This window comes from Cerasibacillus sp. (assembly GCF_036516575.1).
In the GTDB taxonomy this organism is placed as follows: Bacteria; Bacillota; Bacilli; order Bacillales; family Amphibacillaceae; genus Cerasibacillus.
In genome coordinates this window covers 138,573-162,370 of record NZ_DATBTY010000083.1, presented here as the reverse complement: position 1 = coordinate 162,370, position 23,798 = coordinate 138,573, and the positions used below count along the sequence as shown (strand labels likewise).

32 protein-coding genes and 2 riboswitches are annotated in these 23,798 nt (G+C 35.4%); of the genes, 20 read left to right on the top strand and 12 right to left on the bottom strand.

Annotated features, from left to right (window positions below; genetic code table 11):
- Window positions 1-18: 18 nt before the first annotated feature.
- From VIG73_RS15320 to comGA, 8 genes are all read right to left on the bottom strand, one after another.
- Complete coding sequence (locus tag VIG73_RS15320; RefSeq protein WP_331643611.1) at window positions 19-705, bottom strand: helix-turn-helix transcriptional regulator; 687 nt, start codon at window positions 703-705, stop codon at window positions 19-21.
- A 93-nt stretch (window positions 706-798) separates the two neighbouring features.
- Window positions 799-1,215: a hypothetical protein gene (locus VIG73_RS15315; protein ID WP_331643609.1), complete on the bottom strand. Its 417-nt coding sequence runs from the start codon at window positions 1,213-1,215 to the stop codon at window positions 799-801.
- Window positions 1,184-1,639: a ComGF family competence protein gene (locus VIG73_RS15310; RefSeq protein WP_331643607.1), complete on the bottom strand. Its 456-nt coding sequence runs from the start codon at window positions 1,637-1,639 to the stop codon at window positions 1,184-1,186. The genes VIG73_RS15315 and VIG73_RS15310 overlap by 32 nt, the downstream gene beginning before the upstream one ends.
- On the bottom strand, window positions 1,587-1,928 hold the full coding sequence (locus VIG73_RS15305; protein ID WP_331643605.1) for a type II secretion system protein: 342 nt from the start codon (window positions 1,926-1,928) through the stop codon (window positions 1,587-1,589). The genes VIG73_RS15310 and VIG73_RS15305 overlap by 53 nt, the downstream gene beginning before the upstream one ends.
- Window positions 1,915-2,343 (bottom strand): competence type IV pilus minor pilin ComGD, encoded by a 429-nt coding sequence (gene comGD / locus VIG73_RS15300; RefSeq protein WP_331643603.1) that lies wholly within the window; start codon window positions 2,341-2,343, stop codon window positions 1,915-1,917. Before comGD ends, VIG73_RS15305 begins: the two co-directional genes overlap by 14 nt.
- Entirely contained in the window at window positions 2,343-2,666 is a 324-nt protein-coding gene (gene comGC / locus VIG73_RS15295; protein ID WP_331643601.1) for a competence type IV pilus major pilin ComGC, read from the bottom strand. Before comGC ends, comGD begins: the two co-directional genes overlap by 1 nt.
- A 12-nt stretch (window positions 2,667-2,678) precedes the next feature.
- Complete coding sequence (locus VIG73_RS15290) at window positions 2,679-3,722, bottom strand: type II secretion system F family protein (protein ID WP_331643599.1); 1,044 nt, start codon at window positions 3,720-3,722, stop codon at window positions 2,679-2,681.
- Window positions 3,694-4,695, bottom strand: a complete 1,002-nt coding sequence (comGA, locus tag VIG73_RS15285; RefSeq protein WP_331643596.1) for a competence type IV pilus ATPase ComGA — start codon at window positions 4,693-4,695, stop codon at window positions 3,694-3,696. Before comGA ends, VIG73_RS15290 begins: the two co-directional genes overlap by 29 nt.
- A 92-nt stretch (window positions 4,696-4,787) precedes the next feature.
- Here comGA and VIG73_RS15280 point away from each other — a divergent pair, with 92 nt between their 5' ends.
- Entirely contained in the window at window positions 4,788-5,279 is a 492-nt protein-coding gene (locus VIG73_RS15280; protein ID WP_331643594.1) for a shikimate kinase, read from the top strand.
- A gap of 57 nt (window positions 5,280-5,336) precedes the next feature.
- A complete protein-coding gene (locus VIG73_RS15275) occupies window positions 5,337-5,516 on the top strand; it encodes a YqzE family protein (protein WP_331643592.1) in 180 nt (59 codons plus the stop codon).
- A gap of 18 nt (window positions 5,517-5,534) precedes the next feature.
- Here VIG73_RS15275 and VIG73_RS15270 read toward each other — a convergent pair whose 3' ends face one another.
- A complete protein-coding gene (locus tag VIG73_RS15270) occupies window positions 5,535-6,335 on the bottom strand; it encodes a YqhG family protein (protein ID WP_331643590.1) in 801 nt (266 codons plus the stop codon).
- Between the two features lie 5 nt (window positions 6,336-6,340).
- The gene (locus tag VIG73_RS15265; protein ID WP_331643588.1) at window positions 6,341-7,987 is read right to left on the bottom strand and encodes a DEAD/DEAH box helicase; all 1,647 of its coding nucleotides are present in this window, start codon (window positions 7,985-7,987) and stop codon (window positions 6,341-6,343) included.
- Between the two features lie 160 nt (window positions 7,988-8,147).
- Window positions 8,148-8,248: riboswitch (glycine riboswitch) on the top strand.
- A riboswitch (glycine riboswitch) is annotated at window positions 8,249-8,345 on the top strand.
- A 57-nt stretch (window positions 8,346-8,402) separates the two neighbouring features.
- Here VIG73_RS15265 and gcvT point away from each other — a divergent pair.
- Genes gcvT through gcvPB form a run of 3 tightly spaced genes read left to right on the top strand, consistent with a single transcriptional unit; the run spans window position 8,403 to window position 12,346 of the window.
- The gene (gcvT, locus tag VIG73_RS15260; RefSeq protein WP_331643585.1) at window positions 8,403-9,512 is read left to right on the top strand and encodes a glycine cleavage system aminomethyltransferase GcvT; all 1,110 of its coding nucleotides are present in this window, start codon (window positions 8,403-8,405) and stop codon (window positions 9,510-9,512) included.
- A 22-nt stretch (window positions 9,513-9,534) separates the two neighbouring features.
- Complete coding sequence (gcvPA, locus tag VIG73_RS15255; RefSeq protein WP_331643582.1) at window positions 9,535-10,887, top strand: aminomethyl-transferring glycine dehydrogenase subunit GcvPA; 1,353 nt, start codon at window positions 9,535-9,537, stop codon at window positions 10,885-10,887.
- Window positions 10,880-12,346 (top strand): aminomethyl-transferring glycine dehydrogenase subunit GcvPB, encoded by a 1,467-nt coding sequence (gene gcvPB, locus VIG73_RS15250; protein ID WP_331643581.1) that lies wholly within the window; start codon window positions 10,880-10,882, stop codon window positions 12,344-12,346. Before gcvPA ends, gcvPB begins: the two co-directional genes overlap by 8 nt.
- A 198-nt stretch (window positions 12,347-12,544) precedes the next feature.
- Here the strand turns inward: gcvPB and VIG73_RS15245 are convergent, their stop codons facing one another.
- Entirely contained in the window at window positions 12,545-12,913 is a 369-nt protein-coding gene (locus VIG73_RS15245) for a rhodanese-like domain-containing protein (RefSeq protein WP_331643580.1), read from the bottom strand.
- A 258-nt stretch (window positions 12,914-13,171) separates the two neighbouring features.
- Between VIG73_RS15245 and mntR the strand changes: the two genes are divergently transcribed.
- The 3 genes from mntR to VIG73_RS15230 all read left to right on the top strand — a co-directional run bounded on the left by mntR (window position 13,172) and on the right by VIG73_RS15230 (window position 15,403).
- Complete coding sequence (gene mntR / locus VIG73_RS15240; RefSeq protein WP_331643579.1) at window positions 13,172-13,591, top strand: transcriptional regulator MntR; 420 nt, start codon at window positions 13,172-13,174, stop codon at window positions 13,589-13,591.
- A gap of 60 nt (window positions 13,592-13,651) precedes the next feature.
- On the top strand, window positions 13,652-14,548 hold the full coding sequence (locus tag VIG73_RS15235) for a patatin-like phospholipase family protein (RefSeq protein WP_331643577.1): 897 nt from the start codon (window positions 13,652-13,654) through the stop codon (window positions 14,546-14,548).
- A 156-nt stretch (window positions 14,549-14,704) separates the two neighbouring features.
- Entirely contained in the window at window positions 14,705-15,403 is a 699-nt protein-coding gene (locus VIG73_RS15230; RefSeq protein WP_331643575.1) for a DUF421 domain-containing protein, read from the top strand.
- A 10-nt stretch (window positions 15,404-15,413) separates the two neighbouring features.
- Here VIG73_RS15230 and VIG73_RS15225 read toward each other — a convergent pair whose 3' ends face one another.
- Window positions 15,414-15,749 (bottom strand): SA1362 family protein, encoded by a 336-nt coding sequence (locus VIG73_RS15225; RefSeq protein WP_331643573.1) that lies wholly within the window; start codon window positions 15,747-15,749, stop codon window positions 15,414-15,416.
- 132 nt (window positions 15,750-15,881) lie between these two features.
- On the opposite strand from VIG73_RS15225, the gene VIG73_RS15220 reads away from it, so the two are divergent.
- The 12 genes from VIG73_RS15220 (at window position 15,882) to VIG73_RS15165 (ending at window position 23,772) form a co-directional block, all read left to right on the top strand.
- Window positions 15,882-16,340, top strand: coding sequence for a YqhR family membrane protein (locus VIG73_RS15220; protein ID WP_331643571.1), 459 nt, complete (start codon window positions 15,882-15,884; stop codon window positions 16,338-16,340).
- Window positions 16,341-16,430: 90 nt separating this feature from the next.
- Window positions 16,431-16,877, top strand: a complete 447-nt coding sequence (gene aroQ, locus VIG73_RS15215) for a type II 3-dehydroquinate dehydratase (RefSeq protein ID WP_331643569.1) — start codon at window positions 16,431-16,433, stop codon at window positions 16,875-16,877.
- A 23-nt stretch (window positions 16,878-16,900) separates the two neighbouring features.
- Window positions 16,901-17,962, top strand: coding sequence for a Xaa-Pro peptidase family protein (locus VIG73_RS15210; protein ID WP_331643566.1), 1,062 nt, complete (start codon window positions 16,901-16,903; stop codon window positions 17,960-17,962).
- A 32-nt stretch (window positions 17,963-17,994) separates the two neighbouring features.
- Window positions 17,995-18,552, top strand: coding sequence for an elongation factor P (gene efp / locus VIG73_RS15205; protein WP_331643564.1), 558 nt, complete (start codon window positions 17,995-17,997; stop codon window positions 18,550-18,552).
- 126 nt (window positions 18,553-18,678) lie between these two features.
- Entirely contained in the window at window positions 18,679-19,650 is a 972-nt protein-coding gene (spoIIIAA, locus tag VIG73_RS15200; RefSeq protein ID WP_331643562.1) for a stage III sporulation protein AA, read from the top strand.
- Window positions 19,595-20,107, top strand: a complete 513-nt coding sequence (gene spoIIIAB, locus VIG73_RS15195) for a stage III sporulation protein SpoIIIAB (RefSeq protein WP_331643559.1) — start codon at window positions 19,595-19,597, stop codon at window positions 20,105-20,107. Before spoIIIAA ends, spoIIIAB begins: the two co-directional genes overlap by 56 nt.
- A gap of 39 nt (window positions 20,108-20,146) precedes the next feature.
- Complete coding sequence (spoIIIAC, locus tag VIG73_RS15190; protein ID WP_331643556.1) at window positions 20,147-20,353, top strand: stage III sporulation protein AC; 207 nt, start codon at window positions 20,147-20,149, stop codon at window positions 20,351-20,353.
- A gap of 6 nt (window positions 20,354-20,359) precedes the next feature.
- Complete coding sequence (gene spoIIIAD / locus VIG73_RS15185) at window positions 20,360-20,752, top strand: stage III sporulation protein AD (RefSeq protein WP_331643554.1); 393 nt, start codon at window positions 20,360-20,362, stop codon at window positions 20,750-20,752.
- A gap of 33 nt (window positions 20,753-20,785) precedes the next feature.
- Window positions 20,786-21,949, top strand: coding sequence for a stage III sporulation protein AE (gene spoIIIAE / locus VIG73_RS15180; RefSeq protein ID WP_331643552.1), 1,164 nt, complete (start codon window positions 20,786-20,788; stop codon window positions 21,947-21,949).
- An 11-nt stretch (window positions 21,950-21,960) separates the two neighbouring features.
- On the top strand, window positions 21,961-22,584 hold the full coding sequence (gene spoIIIAF / locus VIG73_RS15175; protein ID WP_331643550.1) for a stage III sporulation protein AF: 624 nt from the start codon (window positions 21,961-21,963) through the stop codon (window positions 22,582-22,584).
- Between the two features lie 4 nt (window positions 22,585-22,588).
- Window positions 22,589-23,215 carry a stage III sporulation protein AG gene (gene spoIIIAG / locus VIG73_RS15170; RefSeq protein ID WP_331643548.1) on the top strand — a complete coding sequence of 209 codons (627 nt, stop codon included), beginning with the start codon at window positions 22,589-22,591 and terminating at the stop codon, window positions 23,213-23,215.
- 11 nt (window positions 23,216-23,226) lie between these two features.
- On the top strand, window positions 23,227-23,772 hold the full coding sequence (locus VIG73_RS15165) for a SpoIIIAH-like family protein (RefSeq protein WP_331643546.1): 546 nt from the start codon (window positions 23,227-23,229) through the stop codon (window positions 23,770-23,772).
- The last annotated feature ends 26 nt before the right edge of the window (window positions 23,773-23,798 follow it).

Below are 23,798 nucleotides of genomic sequence, written 5' to 3'. Positions count from 1 at the left end.
GAATGTAAATAAAACATATTAAACAACAGATAATTTTGCGATATACGTACAGTTTTTACAACCATCGAGTATATTATTCGTCTCTAATAATGTAATATCTTCAAACAATGATTCAAACATGCCCTTTAAGAAATATTCATGCATATGGCAAATGGCATCATTCTCAGTAGCAACTTCTTTGAATGGGCAATTATTAATCGTATAAGTTATTGTTTGATCAGACTCGGAATATTGAAAGTCTGCATACATACCAAGTAATTTGGAGGCATCTCGTAACATTTTTAACTTTTCCTCTGTTGACAGTGTCGATGCATCTTGGTTATATGTCATTATCTGCTGACCATAAGTAAACCCTGTGTCAAACAAGGCCTTTTTCCCAGAGCTTCCTAGTTTTGCTAATGTTTCTAGGGCAATAGAAGAAAGTAATTTGTAGTCACGGTGCGGAAAATTGAGTTCAATAACATGATTCGATAGTTCATATAGTCGACTCGGTCGTCCGCCTTTTCCTGTCTTCTTTGTATACGAAATAACAAGTTCGACATCTTCTAATTTGGATAAGTGCATGCGTGCTACATTAGGGTGGATATCGAATGCCTTTGCTATTTCATTTACAGTAACCGCTTCCGATTGCTCGATAATATGTTGGTAAATGTTAAAGCGCGTTGGATCACTTAAAGCGTTTGTTACTTTTAATTTTTGCTCCATTATGAACACCTCTAACTGTATGTTAATTACATTATAATAAAAAAACGATGTTCACGGTGTCTTTGTTGAGAGATGTCAAAAAATATACACAATCTATTCATTTGTTTGTGACATTTCCATGGTTAATACTTCCGATACTGGAATAATATTCGTAATCGTTGATGAAGAGACACCTTTGTCTGTCGTAATAATATAGGCTAAATACAAATAATCATCTTTTCTTTCAGATGTAATGTCTACTTGGCCACTAGGAAATTGATAAAAGAAATGATTTGTCCGTTCATCAATTAGATTCTCTTGTGACGCTAAATCGTTTTTAAAACGGGCGAGACCCATTTGATATAAAGTTTCAATTTTCACATGTTCACTTAATCGATGCGTCATAATAACGTCATTTTGATAGCTTTTAATACTTGCCATGATCAACATAAAGATAACAATTGTAAAAAAGAGTACAAAAGGAAGGAAAAAACCACGCTCATTTGTTATAAAAGATGATTTCTTTTTCATATTGCCCTCCCTTAATGGTTTCAATTGAAACCGAAAAACCATAATCAAGTTCATACAGACGAAAAAAATGAACATCTCTTAAATAAATTTCGTACCCTTTATCATCAACTTTTCTCCTAATCATATGACCATTTAACCCGATTCGCACTTTATTTCCTGTATCAAGAGTTAAGTATAATTCATCGCGTATCAGGTGATATTCAATCGAACGTTTAACATCATCTTGTAAAAAGTACAAAAAATGTTGCACTGACAGCTCATCTTCAAGACTTATATGTTCTTGTGATTTCTGTAGTAAAACAATTAGAAATGGTATTGAACAGGTGATTAATACTAATGTGAAAAGAGCATTTATTAAGGTGAAACCAGCTTCATTTTTCTGGAATACCATATAGGCAGATTGATTCTTCTGTTTGTTTAACATTGTTCCATTCAACACATCCTTTGATCATGTTACCTTCTCGAATAAACGAGAAGGTAACTGATTTTAAGCCAATGTCTTTCTGGTAGGTATCTGGTACAGGATGATTTATCCATAAATACGGTTGTAGGGCATCATGTAGTGTATTTGTTAATTCAAGGCGATCCCTTTTAAGCGTCGTTTCTGTATTTATAAGCGAAACGATAGGGATAACCGTCATAACAAGCATAAAAATAATCGATATTGCAAAAAGTGCTTCAATCATTGTAAATCCATGATTATTCTTGAACAAAATAACCCCTTCCTTTACCAAGTGGAAAAATAAGTCTTATAACCTTACCATTTGCTTTATTGATTCGAATCGTTCCAGCACTTCCAATGGTTCCATTTAGGAAATAAATTGTATGATACATACTTCTTTCTACTTCCCATCCATCAGGTAGTTCACGAGTAATAGGCGATTCTGTGAGACTTTTATGCACTGAATAATAGGTCTTGTGGAAAACAAGCTTTGTCCGATGCTCCCTTATTCCTAGTGAAAGGTTTTGGACATAGAGAAGGTCTGATTGTAATGTCTCTAGAAATTGCGTTTCTTCTTGATTTTTTATTAACGAATGAGTAATTGGGATGGTCAAGACGAGAAGTACTGACAAGATTGAAAGGGTGATTAGCATTTCAATTAAGGTAAAGCCTCTTTGGTATGTCATCATCCATCACTCGGCGGGAGAACTCTGCCTTTTTCTGGATCATAACGAAGTGGGTTATCTGCTGCATTACCACAATATAATTGCTGATCAGTGATATACTCTTCGGAAACTAAAGTTTGTAAACTCGGTGGAAACGAGCCATTGTCTAAAGCATATGATTCTACTTGTGCTTGTACGACAGCAACAAGAGCATCACAACCTTTCGTATTTACTTCCTTTGTTTTTCCGGTTAAGTTAGGGACAATTAAAATAATCAACACAGAAATAATCATTAAAACAATTAACATCTCAATCAGAGTAAAACCTTTTTGGTTCTTAATCATTTGAATCTCTCCTTAAACAGTTTTGATAAGTTCAAACATAGGCCACATAAGGGCTAAATAGATAAAAATGATAAAACAAGCTAAACAAATAAAGAAAATCGGCTGAATCGAAACGACGAGTTTCATCATACGCTCATGAAACTCTTCGGCTTTAAATTCTGCATAAAAGGTTAGATCCGTTTCTAAAGCTGTCATATCAGCATGCTTTTGAAACATGTTACCTAATTGTGGGTCGAGTAATGGCAAGTTTTGTAAAAGATTTGTGATATAAATCCCTTTTTCTAGCTGCGCAATCATTAATTCAGCATAATAACAAATAATTGGCATGCTTCTTTGTCCCTTCATCATATTCAAAATTTCTTTTAAAGAAAGTCCTGTTTTTAGGAGCGTACTAAAATGTGTTGCAAAAAGGTATGAAGTGCGTATCGTTAAAAAATGTCGAAAAACAGGAATGGTAGCGTATAATTTAATTTGTTTTTCAATTGGTAATTTATGTTTAGCAATATACCATATAATGGCAACAAGTATTGCTATAATGATTAAGGTGATCCCGATCTGAAACATAAGCTGGACAACGAATAGAGATATTTGAATTGTTTTTGTGGTATGTGGATTAGCATGGAAAAGCTCCATAAATGAAGGGAGTACCGACTGTTTTATAAAAAAGAGTAGGATTGAAAAAATACTGAATAAGATGATTGGGTATCTTGAAAGTTGGCGTAACTTACTCGCGTATTCGACTTGTCTTGCGAAAAGGTCGGCACTTCTTTGAATGTTTTCAATTAAATCGGCGTCCCTTGCGAAATATAAATAAGATGTGATTGCTGGATGAAAGGCCGCTTTTTCCAATGCCTTATCGAAGGAATAACCATTTTGTAGAGAAGTTGTAATTTGGGAGATTGGTTTCAATAAGTCAGGATCCCATTTGAAAGCTTCTAGAGCTGTTAGAAGTGGGTAGCCATTTTTTAAAGCGCGAGAAAGTCGGTTGAGAAACTTAAGCTGTGTTTCTTTTGGCAATGGATTGTTTTTAAAAATCTTCTTCTTTAATAAACCCATAAGCATAAGCCTTCTTTCTTAAATGATGAAAAGAATAGATTGTTTTCTTTGCTTCATGTTCGCGTCCTGCTAATGTAAGCAAGATTTGATCTCTATTCAACATTTCCATTATGGCATAGCGTCTATTGATTTGTTTGTTAATGTGTACTGGTAGCAGCCGCAATGACGCGACACCAATTAAGGTTTGTCCAAGATCCGTCTTATTTAATCCCATTTCAAGTAAGCGATACAATGTTCCTACTGTATCATTAGCATGCATCGTACTTAATACGAGGTGGCCTGTTAAAGAAGCATCAAAAGCAAATTCAGCCGTATAGGCATCTCGAATTTCACCAACCATGATGATGTCAGGGTCATGTCGTAAGGCCGCCTTTAAACCCGTGTGATAAGATATGCCAGCTTTTTCATTGATTTGTACCTGTAAAATATCTTGTAAATTCTTCTCAATTGGATCTTCCAACGTAATCGTTTGATAGCGACTTTCTTTTATGACTGATTTTAATAGGGCGTACAATGTCGTGGTTTTGCCGACACCGGTCGGACCGGTTAATAAAATTAATCCGGCACGCTCACGAATCCATTGTTTTAATTGCTTTAGTTGATATGGAAAAAGAAATAGTTCACTTAAAGAGGATGTTTCATCCTGTGGAAGAATCCGAACGGCTAAACTTTCATTTTGATTAACGGGCAGGGTGGACAAACGTAATGAATAATTTTGTGAATTGATTTGATAAGGTAGCATTCCGTTTTGTGGTTTTCTCGTTTCACCTATATCCATTCCTGATGTAAACTTATAGTATGTGAGTAGAAGCTCATATTGTTGTGGTGAAATGGATTGGTAGTAAATTCTTTTACCATGTATGCGGTAAAACACTTTTGTTTCTTGGATGAAGGGGTAGAAATGGATGTCAGTCGCTTGCATTTGGCAAGCAGATTCTAGTAGTTTGACGGAAAGCGATTTAGCAGGATTCACGCGTAATTCACCTCCTTTAAATATATTATTCGACATCAACAAGCAAAATCCTGCTTTTTTTTCTAAAATATTTTTGAAAAGGATGGTCAAGAATGACTATTGTATATTTAGTTGGTTTTATGGGAAGTGGCAAATCAACGATTGCTAAGCGATTAAGTCAATTATGGAACAAGCCATATGCTGATACAGATCAAGAGATTGAGCAAACATATGATAAAACGATACCGGATATTTTCTCTGAGGAAGGTGAACATGTTTTTCGTGATTATGAAACAAATATATTAAAAAAAGTAAATAAGCCTATTGTCGCTACTGGTGGTGGTATTGTTGAGAGAATAGACAATATTCATTTGATGAAACAAAATGGCGTTATCATTTATTTACATACTTCCTTTAGCGAGATTGCTGATCGCCTTAAACATGATATGAACAGACCTTTGTGGGAGCAATCTTTAAAGGATAGGAAGGCACTTTATAAGAGACGACAACAAATGTATGAAGGTTGTGCAGATATAATAATTCATACGGATCAAAAAGATATCAATACAGTGGCGCAAGAAATCATGGATTGGTTGAATAAATAATGATTGAATTAGGAAAGATAAAAAAGAGTGACTATATAAGAAAATGAGGGAATGGTCGTGTCAGGAAAGGATATCATTAAATATGCCACTGAAACATTTGTCCGTTACCTGGATACTAGACCGAATAAACCGAAGCAAAAACAAGAAAAGCCGAAAGAACAAATGGCATATTATGATAGATGGTTTGGTGTCCTGCCGTTTCTAGTTAAAACAGCATTCAAATCACGCAAAAAATAGCATGAGCTGTATCTCATGCTATTTTTGATTGTGTTGGAATGATTGATTTAGATAAAACAGCCCCCCATTAATGACGTGGACGTGTATTTTGGGTTGAAGGCGGTTTTTTATATCTGTTTCTTCTTTTTTATAAAGTGCTTCATGTTCTTCATCCCCTGTTTCATAGAAATGTTGTAATAAAGATAATTCATGTTCACGCATGTCTAATGTTTCTTTTACCCAAGTATGGTCCTGATCATTGATATATTGCTTTAGTACATTCTCTATTCGACGATAACCGCTTTTAAGACGAATAAGGGGGGAAAGTGGGAAACAAAAATCCGGAATCGTGCGTTGAAAAGATAAGGTATTTAAAGCTTCCATCATATTCGTTTGCATCATACCATTAATTAAATTTAAGCCGATAGAGAATAATTCTTCTCTTGTTTGTTTCCCCTGATAAATAATTTTAATGTTTGTTACTAACCAAGGATAAAGTGGTGTTTCAGTTGTTGGTGATATGTGATGATATAGTTTGGCATGTGTTTCATTCATCTTTAAATGATCGATAATTTGTTGGAGACGCGGACTTCCCAAATGCCCCCATTCACCCGGTTGCTGGTCGGGGTGACTGGGATCGGTTATGATGGTAAGTTGCATTGGCTCTCCTGTCTGCCCTGTTTTTTCCATATAGTGCCAATAAAAAGGGCGATTCATTAAAGCTTGATCCATTTCTTTTGTTAGTTGCACTTTTAATATGCCATTTTCTTTAAGATGAACATCACATTGATGCGCTTTAAAGTATGTTGAAAAAAAATGATCTAGCTGTGATAGTGCCATATGGTTCACCCTTCACTTTCATGTAGATTGACATTTTCTTGAATGATGGTTGTTAAATGATTCAGTTTGACCTTTGCTTCGCCAGTCGATCTTGATTTGTGAAAAATCGTCTGAATTTCTGATTCTAAGTCTGTAATAAGAAGTCGTGACAAAATATCATCGAGTTCACCAATCACTCTTTCAAATAAATCGAGCTTTTTATATAAGATATTCATAATATGCTCTTCAACTGTTCGCTTTAAAGCAAGATTATAAATATATACATCTTGTTCTTGACCATAACGGTGGATTCGTCCAATACGTTGTTCAAGACGCATCGGGTTCCATGGTAGATCATAGTTAATCATATGGTGGCAAAACTGAAGGTTAATTCCTTCACCACCAGCCTCGGTAGCAATTAAAACTTGCCGATTATGTTGAAACAATTGCCGCATCCAATCTTTTTTTGAGCGTGAAAAACCACCGCGATACGGTACTGAAGATATCCCGTGCTGTTCTAAATACCATTGTAAAAAATATTGCGTCGCACGATACTCGGTAAATATAATAACCTTCTCATCTCCAATGTCCTTAATGATCTCAATTACCTTTTTTGCTTTTGCATGTTGTGGTAGTTCCTGTAATCCGTTCATAAAATCATGTAGCTCATCTTTTTGATGTTTGACTTTATCACTTAATTTCTTTAATGACATAAAGCATGCTTCCCGTGATGAACATATCTCTCTTAAAAAAGTTAATTTTAAAAGAGGAACTTTATTACCTAGTTCATGTTCGATTCTGTTATAAAATGTTTGTTCGTCTTCGGAAAAGTTAACCCATATTGTTTTAATATGACGTTTGGAAGGTTTAATGTTTGTTTCCTTTCGCGTATGACGGATCATCACTTTTTTAATTAATTCTTTTAAATAATGATTGTCTTCTGTAGTAGGTGTTCCTTTTGCATACTTATCCATAAATGCTTCATAATTTCCTAGATGTCCCGGCTTTAAAATGGATACAAGGTTGAAAATCTCACTTAAACGGTTCTGGACTGGCGTTGCAGTTAATAGTAAGCAATATTTCTTCTTAATCTCTTTCACAAATTGATAGTTTTTTGTTTGATGATTTTTTAGTTTATGGGCCTCATCTATAATGACTAAATCATAGTCAATGTTATGAATATCATCACAATGAGGGGCTCTTTTAGCTGTGTCTAAAGAAGCGACAATGATATCGATATGTTCCCATGTATAGCCCTTACGGAAAGCTGTGGCAGGTATGTAAAACTTTTTCACGAGCTCATCTACCCATTGATTGACTAATGAGGCTGGAACTAATATAAGTACTTTCTTAACTAAACCTCGAATCATATATTCTTTTAAAATCAAACCCGCTTCAATCGTCTTACCAAGACCAACTTCGTCGGCAAGAATAGCACGGCCATTCATATGCTCAATCACACGTTTTGCTGTATTGAGTTGATGTGGCAAACAGGTTAAATTTGGTAAATAATCAACGGCTAATAAGCCATCGAATGTATCGATTAACGTAAATTTCTGGACATCGTATGCCATTTTAAATAATTCCCATGACGAAGTGGGCATGTCGTTTAATGCTATTTCTTCCAGCTGGTGTATAAATGATTGATCAAAAACAATTTCTAATTCGTCCATATATTTATACTTCCTTTTTTTTGAATGTGTAGACAAATGTAAAAAAGATTAAGGCGAATCGGGAATTTCTGTGCTATAATGGTTTTGAAATAGATTGATTATAGCATTACTTATACATAGTTTAACCCAAAATAGCGATTTAATTATGATAAAGAGGCGAATGATAGTAAGGGGAGAGTGTACAGGCAACATAATTGATGTACCGCCGAAGGAGCAAGCAAGTTTTGCGAATCTCTCAGGCAAACAGACTCTTACTGGACGCGACTCTGGAGAGCGTTTGCACATCTAGCTGTAAACCACCCACGAAGCAAGCACTTGTTTTAAGTGTGCAACTTTCTGGTTATGGGACAGAGACGGAGCATCACGAATACGAAACTTATCAATGAATTTAAAAATGTATAAAGGAGAGGATGTCGTGAGTCAACTAAAAAGAACCCCTTTATTTTCAGAATATGAAAAATATGGGGCCAAAACAATTGATTTCGGAGGCTGGGATTTACCTGTTCAATTCTCTGGAATTAAACATGAACATGAAGTCACACGGACAAAAGCAGGGTTGTTTGATGTTTCTCATATGGGAGAAATCGTCGTTAAAGGACCGAAAAGCTTGTCATTCTTACAAAAAATGACGACAAATGACGTGTCAAAACTAACACTTAACCGTGCACAGTATACATTTATGTGCAATGAAAACGGTGGAGTCATCGACGATTTCCTTATTTATATGCTAGATGACAATTATTACCTATTAGTTGTCAATGCAGCGAATACAGAAAAGGACCTACAGTGGTTAAATGATCATAATCGTTACACAAACGAAGAACTGATTATATCTGATGTAACTAAAGACTATGTTCAGCTCGCATTACAAGGACCAAAAGCGGAAACGATTTTACAAAAGTTAACAGACACAAACTTAAAAGACATTAAGTTTTTCCGTTTTCGTTCAGATGTTCGTTTCCATGGATTAAATACAGAAGCAATTGTTTCTCGGACTGGCTATACAGGAGAAGATGGTTTTGAGATATATATTGATCAATCATGCGGTTCCAAACTTTGGAATGCCTTATTAGAAAACGGTAAAGAGGAAGGGTTAGAGCCGGTTGGCTTAGGTGCACGTGATACTTTACGATTTGAGGCGAACTTACCATTATATGGTCAAGAGTTGTCTGAAGATATCACACCAATTGAAGCTGGCTTAAACTTTTTTGTTAAAGTCGATAAAGGCGTGTCATTTATTGGAGAAGATGTATTAAAAGACCAACTCGAAAAAGGAACAACAAGAAAATTAGTTGGTATTGAAATGATAGATCGAGGAATTCCAAGAACGGGTTATGATGTGTGGCATGAAGATGAAAGAATTGGCCACGTTACTTCTGGAACACAAGCTCCAACATTAAAAAAGAATATCGGTCTAGCACTTATTAAAACAGCCTATGCCGAAGAAGGTACTGAAATAGACGTTCAAGTGCGAAAACGCAAATTAAAAGCGAAGATCATTGAAACACCTTTTTTAAAAAAGTAAATCAATAGGGGGAGGCTTTATTATGGATTTTCGTTATTTACCAATGACTGAAAACGATAAAAAAGAAATGCTGGAAGCTATTGGTGTCGAGTCATCTGATGAACTTTTTTCAGATATTCCAAGTGAGATTTTATTGAAAGAACCATTGAAATTGAAAAAGCCGGTCAGTGAACCAGAATTAAAAAGAGAACTTACACGGATGGCGAATAAGAACTATAATCTAACTGAATATACATCATTTTTAGGTGCTGGTGTATATGATCACTTTATTCCATCTGTTGTCGACCATGTCATTTCAAGGTCTGAATTTTACACGGCATACACACCATACCAGCCTGAAATTTCTCAAGGTGGTTTACAGGCGATTTTTGAATTCCAAACGATGATTTCTGAGTTAACAGGCTTACCAATAGCTAACTCTTCTATGTATGATGGAGGGACGTCTTTAGCAGAAGCCGTTACTTTAAGTGCTGGTCAAACAAGAAGAAAGAAAGTGCTTGTTTCAAAAACTGTACATCCTGAATCAAGGGAAGTTATTGAGACATATGCGCGTGGACAGCATATCGAAGTCGTTGAAATTGACTATAAAGATGGTGTGACAGATCTAAACCAGTTAGAAAAGGAACTAGATGATACGATTGCAGGTGTTGTTATCCAGTATCCAAACTTCTTTGGACAGGTTGAACCAATGGCTGAGATTAACAAATTAATTAAAAACCAAAAGAAGACAATGTTTATCGTATCAAGTAATCCATTGTCTCTTGGCTTTCTAACACCGCCTGCTGAATTCGGAGCAGATATCGTTGTAGGTGATACACAAGTTTTCGGTATTCCAACTCAATTTGGTGGTCCACATTGTGGTTATTTTTCAACAACAAAGAAATTAATGCGTAAAGTGCCAGGTCGTCTCGTTGGACAAACGGTTGATGAAGAAGGTAAGCGCGGCTTTGTATTAACATTACAAGCAAGAGAACAGCATATCCGTCGTGATAAAGCAACTTCTAATATTTGTTCTAACCAGGCATTAAATGCCTTGGCGAGCGCTGTTGCTATGAGCTCGTTAGGAAAACATGGCCTGAAGAAAATGACATTATTAAACATGAAAAAAGCTCGTTATGCAAAACAGAAGCTAGTAGATATAGGTGTTGAAGTTGCTTTTTCAGGTCCATTCTTTAATGAGTTCGTTATCAAATTACCAAAATCAGTCTCAGCTGTGAATAACCATTTATTAGAGAAAGGTATCATTGGTGGTTATAATTTACAAACAGTATATCCAGAATTGGAAAACCATATGTTAGTAGCCGTTACGGAAATTCGCACGAAAGAAGAAATTGATACGTTTGTAAAAGAATTGGGGGTTGTTCTGAATGGCTAATACAGATTTTCCGTTAATCTTTGAACGAAGTAAAGAAGGTAGAGTCAGCTATAGTCTCCCAGAATTAGATGTGCCAGAAGTGGATTTATCTGAAGAATTTTCAGATGAATATATTCGACAAACACCACCAGAATTACCTGAACTAAGTGAATTAGAATTGATGCGTCACTATACGGCTTTATCGACACGTAATTTCGGTGTTGATTCCGGGTTTTATCCGTTAGGTTCGTGTACGATGAAATATAACCCAAAAATAAATGAAGATGTGGCTAGACTACCAGGGTTTAGTCATATTCATCCATATCAAGATCCGAAAACAGTGCAAGGTGCACTCGAAATGATGTATGACATGCAGGAGCAGCTAAAAGAAATTACAGGCATGGATGAAATTTCTTTGCAACCAGCTGCAGGTGCCCATGGTGAGTGGTCTGGTTTAATGATGATTCGTGCCTTCCATGAGGCAAATGGTGATTTTAAGCGGACTAAAGTTATTGTTCCTGATTCGGCCCATGGAACAAACCCTGCATCTGCAACAGTTGCAGGTTTCGAATCAATAACAGTAAAGTCTAATGAAAAAGGGCTTGTTGATTTAGAAGATTTAAAACGAGTTGTTGGGGAAGACACAGCAGCATTAATGTTAACAAACCCAAATACGCTTGGTCTCTTTGAAACAGAAATTTTAGAGATGAAGAAAATCGTTCACGAAGCTGGTGGTCGATTATATTATGATGGTGCAAACCTAAATGCCATTATGGGCTATGCACGCCCAGGAGATATGGGTTTTGATGTCGTTCACTTAAATTTACACAAGACATTTTCTGGTCCACATGGTGGTGGTGGTCCTGGTTCCGGCCCAATCGGTGTAACAAAGGAATTGGAACCTTTTTTACCGAAGCCAGTCATTACTAAGGATGATAACGGTTATACATTTGATTATGATCGCCCACAATCAATCGGTCGTGTCAAACCTTATTATGGAAACTTCGGAATTTACCTACGAGCTTACACGTATATTCGTACGTTAGGAGCTGAAGGGCTGAAGAAAGTTAGTGAATATGCCGTAATGAACGCCAATTATATTATGCGTAAACTAGAATCAGCATACGAGCTACCATTTGAACAACATTGTAAACATGAGTTTGTTTTATCTGGTAAAAAACAGAAGAAACTTGGTGTTCGTACACTTGATATTGCGAAGCGATTATTAGATTATGAATATCATCCACCAACCATCTACTTCCCACTTAATGTAGAAGAAGCGATGATGATTGAGCCACCAGAAACTGAAACGAAAGAAACATTAGATGGCTTTATTGAAACAATGTTGACAATTGCAGATGAAGTGGAAAATAACCCAGAAATTGTTCAAGAAGCTCCACATACAACTGTCGTAAAACGGTTAGATGAGACATTAGCAGCAAGAAAACCTGTTTTAAAATATACAAAAGAAAATGAATAATATATCAAGGCTAGGACAAAACTAGCCAAGAATATATTAAAAAGGTTCCAATCATCGGTCTTTGATAATTGGAACCTTCTCTTGTTGGTCGGTTATCATCATTGATTGTTTGAATCTTGGGTCATTTACTTAAATTAAAAAGAAGTTAGATGATTCCGATTTCAAAATCGACTACCTAACTTCTTTTTTTGGTCATTATTAACGTTTAACTTTTCCAGTCCATTTTTTAAAGCCACCTTTAAGTTGGTTAAGATTTTGATAACCATTTTTATGAAGGATTTGAGCAGCCCTAGCGGAGCGGAATTCACTTTGTCCATATAGATAGACCGGTTTGTCTTTACGTAATTCAACAAGTCGGTGCTTTAGTTGTGAAAGCGGAATATTTCTAGCTCCTAATATATGACCATTTTTAAATTCTTGTGGTTCTCTAACATCAATAAGTTGCGCTTTTCGATAACCTTCAATAAATTGTGCCTCAGTTAATGTTTTTAAGAAACCGCGCTGTCTAAAATAACGAAACACACTAATGGTTACTAAAATAACTAGTGCAATGATTAAAAATTTCATGGATACTTCCCCCGTATTTCTTTAATACATATCATTATATTGTTTATCGACATTTTTTTCAAAGGTTTATTATAAAATAAATTCATCTAAATTAGGCAGGCCATTAATTTTTCCTCAAACCAAAAATGTTTATGAATACAGGTATTTTTTTAATTTCTGTATTTAGTCATTCCCGGGAAGCTTGTAATATCAATGCTTTTAGGGTATCATTTGTATGAAAGATTTTTGCCTTTTTGATAAGGGGAAAGAGGAGATATAATGCCAACACCGAGTATGGAAGATTATATTGAGAAAATTTATATGTTGATTGAAACAAAAGGTTATGCCCGGGTATCTGATATCGCAGAAGAACTCGAGGTTCATCCTTCATCAGTGACAAAGATGGTACAAAAACTCGATAAAGACAATTATTTAGATTATGAGAAATATCGTGGTTTTGTATTAACAGATAAAGGTAATAAGATTGGAAAAAGACTTGTATTTCGCCATGATTTACTAGAGGAATTTTTAGAAATTATTGGTGTTGATTCAGATAATATATATGATGATGTAGAAGGAATTGAACATCATCTTAGTTGGAACTCGATTGATCGTATAGCAGATTTAGTCACATATTTTAAAGAAGACGAAAACAGATTAGAGCAGCTACAAAAAATTCAGAATCCACCAGCTGAATAAGTTCTAATCATCTAGCCAGTCGCTTACAATAATAATAAAAGTTAAGCGAGGAGCGGATAGATGAAAATAGACGCCGTTTTTTCTGGTGGTGGTGTGAAAGCCTATGCTTTTTTAGGTGCTTTAGAGGAGATTTATGGGGCGAATTTAGTCATTGAACGTGTAGCTGGCACATCCGCTGGTGCAATCCTTGCGTCATTTCTTGCAGCTGGATACTCTATTGACGAAATCAAACAAATCCTTAAGCAATTAGATTTAAAAAAACTATTAGATCCGCCAAAGCTGGCCACGATGATTCCTGGGAGTAAGTGGTTATTGTTATACTTCCAACTCGGTCTATACCGAGGGAGAAAATTAGAAAGTTGGATTGAGCACGCTTTAGCTGAAAAGGGGATCCATACATTTGGCGATTTAAAACATGAATATTTGAAAGTTGTCGCCAGTGATTTGACTCTTGGCAGACTCGTTGTCATACCTGATGATTTAGAGCGTCTCTATGGCATTCAATCAGAAACTTTTTCAGTTGCAAAAGCAGTTCGTATGAGTGCGGGATTTCCATTTTTTTTCATGCCAGATAAAGTGTATGGAAAACAGGGTACTAGTATCATTGTTGATGGTGGTTTATTAAGTAATTTTCCATTATGGATATTTGAACAACATGAGCCCGGTAAGAAAACACTCAAACGTCCTGTGATCGGCGTTAAATTAAGTGAATCGGTTGAACAGACTCCACCTAGGAAAATAAAACATGCGATTGATTTATTTCTGGCACTTTTTTCTACAATGAAACAAGCACATGATGCTCGCTATATATCGAAATCTGATGAACCGAATATTATCTTCATCCCTGTCCATGAAGTTGAGACAACCGATTTTAATTTATCAGAGCAGACCATCAAACAATTAAAGGATAAAGGAAGGCAATATACAGAGAGGTTTTTAAAAAGATGGCCTCATTAAAATCCTACCAGGATCTTGAAAAAGAATGATACAGATTTGACGTGTATATGGAATATTGTGTACACGTCTTTTTTTATTGCATATTAAGAGACTTAACATAATTAAGCTATGATTGCACATACTAACAAACGTAAATTTGTTCGAGGATGTGGAAAGATGGATTTCTTTTTTTCTCAAGAGTCATTAACAGCTATACAGTGGGGGCTACGAGCTGTTGTAGCTTTTTTCTTTTTGTTAATTATTGCAAAAGTAATGGGGCAACGCTCAATTGCTCAACTACGTTTACTTGACTTCATGATGGCCTTATTGTTAGGCAACATTATTTCACACCCATTGTCAGATGAAAAGTTAGGATTGACTGGTTCACTCATTACAATGGCTGTCATCGTTTTTTTATATAGTTTAGGTATTTTTGCTAGCCTAAAATATAAACCTTGGCGGTTGTTTATAGATCCACAGGCGATTCCTGTTATAAAAAATGGTGAAATTAATTATCATCATTTAAAAAAAGCACGTATCTCACTAGATTATTTATTAGCCGAATTACGAAAAGAAAAGGTACTGGATGTCTCCCACGTATCATTGGCATTCTGGGAACCAGGGGGTCGCTTGTCGGTGTTTTTAAATCCACAATATCAAACAGTGACTCCAAATGATTTAAAACTAACCGTTGAACCGTTTCTTCACGCGATACCAATCATAAAGGAAGGAATGATTGATTTTAAAGCACTTGAACAAATAGGGAAAGACGAAAATTGGTTACTTACAAAAATCACTTATTTATATAGATTAGAAGACATATTATTAGCTACAGTTAATCAGAGAGAAGAGATCACGGTATATTTATATAACTAATAGGAATTCATCATTTCTTTTTTCCATCAATGACATGAAGATGGGAACGATTTTTACGATTACGAAATGTATGTGTGCGGTTTTTTTGCTGCTGCTTCTTTTCTTTATGAAGATAACGATATTTTCTTTTTGACTGTCTAACCGCTTGTTTATATTTCTTCATTTCATCTGAACGATTCGACAGAAACTTAACTAAGAAATAGCCGATTACCAAAATAATGGAAATAATAATTGAAAAATATAATAACTGTTTTATAAACCCAGTAAAGTTAGTTGTTAGTTGTGATAGAACACCAAAGATGGCAAGTCCGACAATTAACATGACTAGAATATGTTGACGTTTCATATTGACTCAATCCTTTCATTCATCATACTATATTTCTTTTATGCCACTATTTTTAATTATTATACCTATCTTTACCCAAATACGCATCGTTTTGTTGTCTTTGGGAAAATACGATAATTGGAGGGTTATATGATGGGAAATAGCATTCGAAATAACACGATCAACCATACTTTGTCGACAGGTTTTATTGGTGGTATGTTTTGGAGCATGATTTGGCTCATTGTATATGTATTTAATTTCACAGTTGTTTCTCCAAAGGCATTTTTACTTCGGTCCTGGTTAAAGGTAGAGTGGACAGAAACGTTTTTAGGGGATGTGATAACCATTCTATTGAGTGGTTTAGTTTCTATAGGGCTGGCATTTTTATATTATATCTTTCTAAAGAAAAGCCAGTCTATTTTAGCGGGAATTTTCTATGGAATTGCTCTTTGGGCGATCGCTTTTTATATACTAAAACCTGTATTCCCCCAAAATCCATCACTAGATGAATTACCATTTGACACAATTGTAACGACATTATGTCTTTTTATTATTTATGGTATCTTTATTGGCTATACCATTTCATACGATTATGAGCAAGCGAAACATTAAGATTAACATAAAAAACATTTTAATCCTACATTATCTTTCTAACCTATTTATGGTAAAATAAAAAGTGATACCATAAGGGGATTAGATAGCATGAAACAAATTTTATTACTAAACGGTCCGAATTTAAATTTATTAGGTGTACGTGAGCCTAGTATCTATGGTACTTTTACACTGGCGGATATTGAACGAACAGTAAAAGAAGTTGCATATAGAGAAGGTTATCATGTGACGTGTATTCAATCAAATCATGAGGGCGTCTTAATTGATGAAATCCAAGGGGCTCCCGGAAAATATGCAGGTATCATTTTTAATCCGGCTGCTTATACACATACGAGTATTGCGCTGTTAGATGCTATCTTAGCCGTTCATATACCGGTCATTGAGGTGCATATTTCTAATATTCATCAGCGTGAATCGTTTCGAAGACAATCACTCATTGCATCCGCAAGTTTCGGCCAAATTGTTGGTTTCGGGCTTTATGGCTATAAACTTGCCACGCAAGCCTTATTAGAGGAAGTCATACCAAAGCAACAATAATGAAGAAGGGGAGAGTTGAGAAAATGGATAGAATAAATAAAATTAGACAAGTCTTAGAACAAGAGAATCTTGATGCCATTTTGATTACAAAACCTGAAAACAGACGTTATATGACTGGATTTACTGGGACAGCAGGAGTAGCCATTGTAGGTTTAGAAGAAGCTGTTTTTATTACGGACTTTCGTTACACTGAACAGGCTGGTGAACAGGTTAAACACTTTAAGATTGTCGAACATAAGCAAGGTATTCATAAAGAGATTAGTTCACAACTTGAGAAGATGCATGCAAAACGTGTCGGCTTTGAGAAAAATCATTTGACCTTCGCTACTTACGAGCAATATAAACAAGTCATTAAAGGAGATCTAGTCCCTAAAAATCAAGTAATCGAAAAGCTTCGTATGTATAAAACTGAAGCCGAGCTAGAAATTATGAAAAAAGCGGCACAAATCGCTGATGATGCATACGTACATATTCAGAAATATATTAAACCGGGTGTAAAAGAAATTGAGATTGCTAATGAACTGGAATTTTTCATGCGTAAAAAAGGTGCAACCTCATCAAGTTTTGATATCATCGTCGCATCTGGATACCGGTCAGCTTTACCACATGGTGTCGCCTCTGATAAAGAAATCCAGGCAGGAGAACTTGTCACATTAGATTATGGTGCACTTTACAATGGCTATTGTTCCGATATTACAAGAACAATAGCAGTAGGCGAGATTAGTGACAAGTTAGAAGAAATTTATCATATTGTATTAGAGGCGCAATTAAGAGGAGTAGCTGGAATTAAACCAGGTATGACTGGAAAAGAAGCCGATGCTTTGACCCGTGACTATATTACTGAAAAAGGTTATGGCGAGTATTTTGGACACTCAACAGGACATGGTCTCGGCATGGAAGTTCATGAAGGACCTTCATTATCGTATCTTTCAGAAACAGTTTTAGAGCCAGGCATGGTCGTAACTGTTGAACCTGGTATATATGTACCGCAAGTTGGTGGTTGCCGGATTGAAGATGATATTGTCATTACCAAAACAGGTAACGAACGCTTGACAAAGGCGACGAAAGAATTGATTATATTATAGGTATGTCAGTTAACACTAAAGGAGGAAAATAAGTGATATCTGTTAATGATTTTCGTACAGGACTTACCATTCAACTCGATAATGATGTATGGCAAGTCATTGATTTCCAACACGTGAAGCCAGGAAAGGGAGCGGCATTTGTCCGTAGCAAATTACGTAATCTTAGGAATGGTAATATTCAAGAAAAAACATTCCGCGCTGGCGAAAAAGTTGCTAGGGCTCACGTCGAACATAAAAATATGCAGTATTTATATGCATCTGGTGATACACATGCTTTTATGGATACAGAAACATATGAACAAGTGGAACTACAGACAAATCAAATTGAATATGAACTAAAATTTATTAAAGAAAACACGGAAGTATCGTTAGTCATGTACGATGGTGAAGTGCTAGGAATTGATTTACCGAACACGGTTGAACTTTCTGTGACTGAAACAGATCCTGGAATTAAAGGGGATACAGCGAGTGGAGGATCTAAACCAGCGACATTAGAAACGGGTCTCGTTACCCAAGTGCCTTTCTTTGTAAATGTAGGCGATGTGTTAGTGATTAATACATCAGACGGTAAATATGTATCCCGCTCTTAATTATGATACTTTTTAAAAGGACAGTCTAAACGGCTGTTCTTTTTTTATGTCTTTATAGAGAGTTAATCATATTTTGTCCATTTGCGCATACAATGCTTATAAAGTTAATTGTAAAGAGTGATAAGAGTGGAAGAAATTCTTCGATTATTTCCGAATACGATTCGTAGGCAATTGGAGCAAAGGCTTACTTCTCGGTGGGACAAACTACAAGAAATACGCTTCCGTACTCAAAAACCGATAGAATTAATTTTTGACAATCATCATGAATGGCTGACTGAACCGATACCAACGCATCAAGATCGTGCTTATGTTGTTAATCAATTAAGTGAATTTTCATTATATCGGTTATCAGATGAATTGCGTGAAGGATTCATTACAATTGAAGGCGGTCATCGTGTTGGGATAGCGGGAAAAGTTAATACAGAAAATGGGGTAGTAAAAGCGATTCAGCCCATTTCCTTTTTTAATATTCGGATCGCTAAACAAATAAAAGGTGTATCGAAGTCACTTATTCCTTATTTATATGAAAAAGGATATAAAAATACGCTTATGATTGGTGCACCACAAACAGGAAAAACAACCTATATCCGCGATTTAACTCGGATGATGTCTAGCGGTTGGCAAAAGGCTCCAGCGCAAAAAGTTGGTGTCATTGATGAAAGGTCTGAAATTGGTGCATCGATTAATGGAATTCCGCAACATGATTTAGGTAAAAGAACTGATGTTTTAGATGCTTGCCCAAAAGCAGAGGGAATGATGATGCTTATCCGCTCGATGTCACCGGATATTTTAGTAGTTGATGAAATTGGCAGTGACCAAGATGTTACAGCCTTACTGGAAGCTATTCATGCAGGCGTAACGGTCATCTGTACTGCTCATGGAAATTCCGTTACAGATATTAGAAATAGACCTTCATTTTCTCGATTATTTGAACAAAATGTTTTTGAAAGGTTTGTTATTTTAAATCAGAAAAAAATAGGGCATATAAAAGCAGTTTATGATTCAACGATGCGACCATTATTAGAAGCAGGGGGCGATAAGCATGAAATGGTTTGGCGCCATACTAATCATCATCGCCACAACACTGATTGGATTTGAATGGAGTCATAGACTTTCTGGAAGACCTAAACATATTCGTCAGCTTAAGCATGCTTTACAAATACTAGAAGGTGAAATGTTATACAGTCAGCTGCCTTTACAAGAGGCATTTAATGTCATTAGCAAACGTATGCCTTATCCTGTCAATTATTTGTTTGAAACATTAGTGAAACAGATGAATGAAAGTGATGCCCATTTCCCTGAAGTATGGCGAAAAAGTGTACGTTTATTTTTGTCTCGTTCCCATTTAGGAAATAATGAAGCGGAAATACTTTATCAATTTGGCCGTTCGATTGGACAGCATGATTTAACACAACAACAAAAGCATATCTATTTAACGATGACTCACTTAGATCGAGAATTAGAAGAAGCACGAGACCAACATATAAAGTTTTCTCAAATGGCAAAATCATTGGGTTTTTTATTAGGTGTATTTATCGTGCTAATACTTATTTGACATCATGCCAAGTTTGTTAACTTTTGGAGGGGCGTATCTATGATATTAGATGCAACAATATTATTTCAAATTGCTGGAATCGGTATTATTGTAGCGATGATTCATACCATTTTAAAACAGATGGGTAAGGAAGAGATTGCTCATTTTGCAACTCTTGTCGGATTTATCATTGTCCTTGCCATTGTGATTAATGGTCTGTCTGATCTATTCCAAAAAATAAAATCCCTCTTTTTATTCCAAGGATAGATTGCTATGGAAATTGTTCAACTTGTTGTTATCGGTATGATTGCAAGTATTTTGTACTTAATATTGCAAGAATTTGGCGCCCCGATCGGTTTCTTAATTATTTTAGTTTCTAGTATTCTCATTTTTTCGGTCGTCATTAAACATATAAATGGTGTGTTTCAGTTGATTCATTATTTAGGTGAAAGAGCCTCTATAGAGGGGATGTATATAGAAACAATTTTAAAGATTATCGGCATTGCTTATATTACCGAGCTTGGTTCGTCTTTAACAAAAGATGCTGGTCTATCATCTATAGCAACAAAAATTGAATTGGCAGGTAAAATTTTTATTTTAGTCATTTCGATTCCGATTATTACAGCATTATTAGAAGCGATTATCAATTTCCTTCCTGTTAATTAACAAAGAAGAACACTTGAAAGGGGAATAATAAAAATGGCTATCTTTCGCATCATCATTTTCATCCCCTTTTGTATAGGCATATTTAGCAATTCGATTTCAGCAGAAACAGAAATGCCACTTGAGGATATGATATTAGACAATATGTCGCTAGATCAGATTGATACGTACTGGACAAGTATAGGAGATGAATACGGAGGATACTTACCTGATTTAAAAAAGACAAGCATAACCGAATATATAAAGAAACAGGATGGTTTCTCATTAAAGCAAATCTTTATCGGTTTTTTTGAGTTTTTACTTCATGAATTCATCATCAATGGAAAATTACTAAGCATGTTATTGTTATTGACCCTCTTTTCTGTATTTTTACAAACATTGCACACATCTTTTCAAAATAGCACAGTGAGTAAATTAGCCTATTTTATCGTTTATATTGTCTTATTGTTTATAGCTTTAAATAGTTTCTATACTGTATTTACGTATGCCAAAGAGGCGATTGAAATGATGAGTGGTTTTATGCTCGCATTAATTCCGCTTATGTTAGGGTTTATGGCTACGTTCGGTAATGTAGTTACAGTAACGTTTTTTCATCCGATCATTGTTTTTCTAGTCAATAGCAGCGGATTACTTGTTGGAAAGTTTATCTTACCATTACTTCTATTATCAGCATTATTAATCATTGTTAGTAGCTTAAGTGACCGCTATAAAGTAACCAACTTAGCAAAACTATTTAAATCCGTCGCAATTGGGTCATTAGGTGTTTTTTTAACGATATTTTTAGGGGTAATGTCTGTTCAGGGAGCTACTAGTGCTATTCGGGATGGTATTGGATTGAAAACAGCAAAATTTATTACAGCGAATTTCATCCCCGTGATCGGACGAACGTTTACAGATGCGACAGATACGATCTTAAGTGCATCACTATTATTAAAAAACGCAATTGGTATGGTCGGCGTTGTCGTTATCATTTTTATAACAATATTTCCCGCATTAAAAATTTTAGCTATTGCCATCATTTACAAGGTGGCTGCTGCCGTTCTCCAGCCACTTGGAGATGGGCCAGTGATTACGAGCATGGAAACAATTAGTCAGTTTATATTTTATATCCTCGCTTGCCTATTAGTCGTCTCATTTATGTTCTTTTTAGGTATCGTCATTATCATAGCAGCTAGTAATTTAACAATGCTGATACGATAAGGGGGGAAATCATGTCTTATATTATCGACTGGACAAGTCAAATCATTGTATTTATTTTATTAGCGATCATTATTGATTTTTTAACCCCAAAAGATACATTAAAAAAATATATCCGTTTTGTAGTCGGATTGATTTTAATTCTTTTGTTTCTCCAACCCGTCTTACATTTCTTTCAAATTGATATTAAATCTTCAATGAATCACATTTTTGCTCAATATTTACACACAAACGAACGTCATCATTCAGAGGGAGAAATAGAAAAAATGATTGAAAATGAAAAAAAAGAAATAGAATCAACTCAACATGCATATATTTTAGAACAAATGGCTGTCCAATTAAGAGAACTTGCCGAACAACCGATAAGAGAAGAATTCCAGGCTCGGATTGAGTCCATTGACTTTCAATTTACAAATGAACAGGACTTCTCTTATGAAAGTTTACAAGAGGTGATTGTTTATGTAGCAAGTGATGGAGAGAAGCGAGAGGGAGTGGTTCATGACGTTTCAGAAGTGAAAATTAATACGAAACAAAAAAAAGAAAAACCTAGCATCAAAAATACCGATGAAATGACCGAACGTTTAAAGGAGATTTGGCAATTAACTGATAAAAGTATTGTAATCATGTGGGAGGGATAAGACATTGTTTCAGAAATTGAAAGATTTTTTATCAAAGGACAAGAAAGATGAAAAAACATCTCCAATGAGGAGCTATATCATATTAATCGGACTTGTTGGCTTGCTTCTACTAATTATTAATCAATTTTTTACTCCCACAAAACAAGATGACACGTTGATCACATTAAACGATGAGAACCAAACAGCATCACAGTCTACTGGGGAGTACTCAGATGCAAAGTCTAATATAGATTACTCCGATTTGGAAAAAAGCTATGAAAAACAATTACAGACGATCCTGCAAAACATTAAAGGTGTTTCTGAGGTCGATGTGATGGTCAACTTAGATTCAACAAATATAAAAATATATGAAAAAAATTTAATCAGTGGTAATCAAGTAACTGATGAAGAGGATCGCAATGGCGGTAGTAGACAGATTGAAGAAACGACTGAAGAAACACAAGTTGTTGTGATTAGGCAAGGTGATAAAGAAACACCTTTGCAAGTACAAACAAAAAAACCACATGTTCGAGGTGTTATTATCATCGCAAAAGGAGTAGAAAACGCAACTGTTAAAAAAGGTGTTCTTGACGCTGTCTCTAAGGTCCTCGATGTTCCGACTCACCGTGTATCAGTTATGCCAAAAAATTAAGGAGGAAAAGTATGTTGAAAAAACAAACCGTTTGGCTGTTAACGATGTTAAGTCTCATTATCGTATTAAGTATCTATTATATTTTATCACCTGACAGAGAAGATTTAGCTTTTAAAAATGATCCGACGGCAGATGTTGGACAACCGAATGAAAATGATGATGAAGGTATTGATGTGAATGTAACAAGTGGCAGTGAAGATGAGGTGTTTACAACCATTCGAATGAACATTGAAGATGAGCGGAGTCGCACGATGGATCGACTGAAAGAAATTGTCGCATCAAGTGATGCCACATCAGATGAAAAAAATGACGCATTAAATACGATTGAACAATTAGGACAAACGGCATCAAAAGAGTTTATTCTAGAAAAAATGCTTCTATCTGAGAAGGAATATCAAGATGTGTTAGTTCGCTCAAATGGTGAAAAAGTACAAGTTCATGTCAAAGAAGAGGAACTTTCTAAAGAAGAAGTAGACCACATTATGCAACTTGTACGTGATGAATTCGGTGATTTAACGGTTGATGTTATCTTTCAAGAAGTAAAAGCAACTAAATAAACTTAAATAGAAAATGATTTAGGACC

Excerpts from the sequence above, each read along its gene's own strand:
- gcvPA (WP_331643582.1), top strand. The coding sequence starts at position 9,535 with ATGGATTTTCGTTATTTACCAATGACTGAAAACGATAAAAAAGAAATG.
- comGD (WP_331643603.1), bottom strand. The coding sequence starts at position 2,343 with ATGACATACCAAAGAGGCTTTACCTTAATTGAAATGCTAATCACCCTT.
- VIG73_RS15310 (WP_331643607.1), bottom strand. The coding sequence starts at position 1,639 with ATGTTAAACAAACAGAAGAATCAATCTGCCTATATGGTATTCCAGAAA.
- VIG73_RS15165 (WP_331643546.1), top strand. The coding sequence starts at position 23,227 with ATGTTGAAAAAACAAACCGTTTGGCTGTTAACGATGTTAAGTCTCATT.
- VIG73_RS15220 (WP_331643571.1), top strand. The coding sequence starts at position 15,882 with ATGGGAAATAGCATTCGAAATAACACGATCAACCATACTTTGTCGACA.
- VIG73_RS15315 (WP_331643609.1), bottom strand. The coding sequence starts at position 1,215 with ATGAAAAAGAAATCATCTTTTATAACAAATGAGCGTGGTTTTTTCCTT.
- VIG73_RS15210 (WP_331643566.1), top strand. The coding sequence starts at position 16,901 with ATGGATAGAATAAATAAAATTAGACAAGTCTTAGAACAAGAGAATCTT.
- VIG73_RS15245 (WP_331643580.1), bottom strand. The coding sequence starts at position 12,913 with ATGAAATTTTTAATCATTGCACTAGTTATTTTAGTAACCATTAGTGTG.
- VIG73_RS15265 (WP_331643588.1), bottom strand. The coding sequence starts at position 7,987 with ATGGACGAATTAGAAATTGTTTTTGATCAATCATTTATACACCAGCTG.
- spoIIIAE (WP_331643552.1), top strand. The coding sequence starts at position 20,786 with ATGGCTATCTTTCGCATCATCATTTTCATCCCCTTTTGTATAGGCATA.
- VIG73_RS15230 (WP_331643575.1), top strand. The coding sequence starts at position 14,705 with ATGGATTTCTTTTTTTCTCAAGAGTCATTAACAGCTATACAGTGGGGG.
- aroQ (WP_331643569.1), top strand. The coding sequence starts at position 16,431 with ATGAAACAAATTTTATTACTAAACGGTCCGAATTTAAATTTATTAGGT.
- VIG73_RS15290 (WP_331643599.1), bottom strand. The coding sequence starts at position 3,722 with ATGGGTTTATTAAAGAAGAAGATTTTTAAAAACAATCCATTGCCAAAA.
- VIG73_RS15235 (WP_331643577.1), top strand. The coding sequence starts at position 13,652 with ATGAAAATAGACGCCGTTTTTTCTGGTGGTGGTGTGAAAGCCTATGCT.
- VIG73_RS15270 (WP_331643590.1), bottom strand. The coding sequence starts at position 6,335 with ATGGCACTATCACAGCTAGATCATTTTTTTTCAACATACTTTAAAGCG.
- spoIIIAC (WP_331643556.1), top strand. The coding sequence starts at position 20,147 with ATGATATTAGATGCAACAATATTATTTCAAATTGCTGGAATCGGTATT.
- gcvPB (WP_331643581.1), top strand. The coding sequence starts at position 10,880 with ATGGCTAATACAGATTTTCCGTTAATCTTTGAACGAAGTAAAGAAGGT.
- VIG73_RS15320 (WP_331643611.1), bottom strand. The coding sequence starts at position 705 with ATGGAGCAAAAATTAAAAGTAACAAACGCTTTAAGTGATCCAACGCGC.
- VIG73_RS15280 (WP_331643594.1), top strand. The coding sequence starts at position 4,788 with ATGACTATTGTATATTTAGTTGGTTTTATGGGAAGTGGCAAATCAACG.
- spoIIIAF (WP_331643550.1), top strand. The coding sequence starts at position 21,961 with ATGTCTTATATTATCGACTGGACAAGTCAAATCATTGTATTTATTTTA.
- spoIIIAB (WP_331643559.1), top strand. The coding sequence starts at position 19,595 with ATGAAATGGTTTGGCGCCATACTAATCATCATCGCCACAACACTGATT.
- comGC (WP_331643601.1), bottom strand. The coding sequence starts at position 2,666 with ATGATTAAGAACCAAAAAGGTTTTACTCTGATTGAGATGTTAATTGTT.
- VIG73_RS15225 (WP_331643573.1), bottom strand. The coding sequence starts at position 15,749 with ATGAAACGTCAACATATTCTAGTCATGTTAATTGTCGGACTTGCCATC.
- spoIIIAD (WP_331643554.1), top strand. The coding sequence starts at position 20,360 with ATGGAAATTGTTCAACTTGTTGTTATCGGTATGATTGCAAGTATTTTG.
- mntR (WP_331643579.1), top strand. The coding sequence starts at position 13,172 with ATGCCAACACCGAGTATGGAAGATTATATTGAGAAAATTTATATGTTG.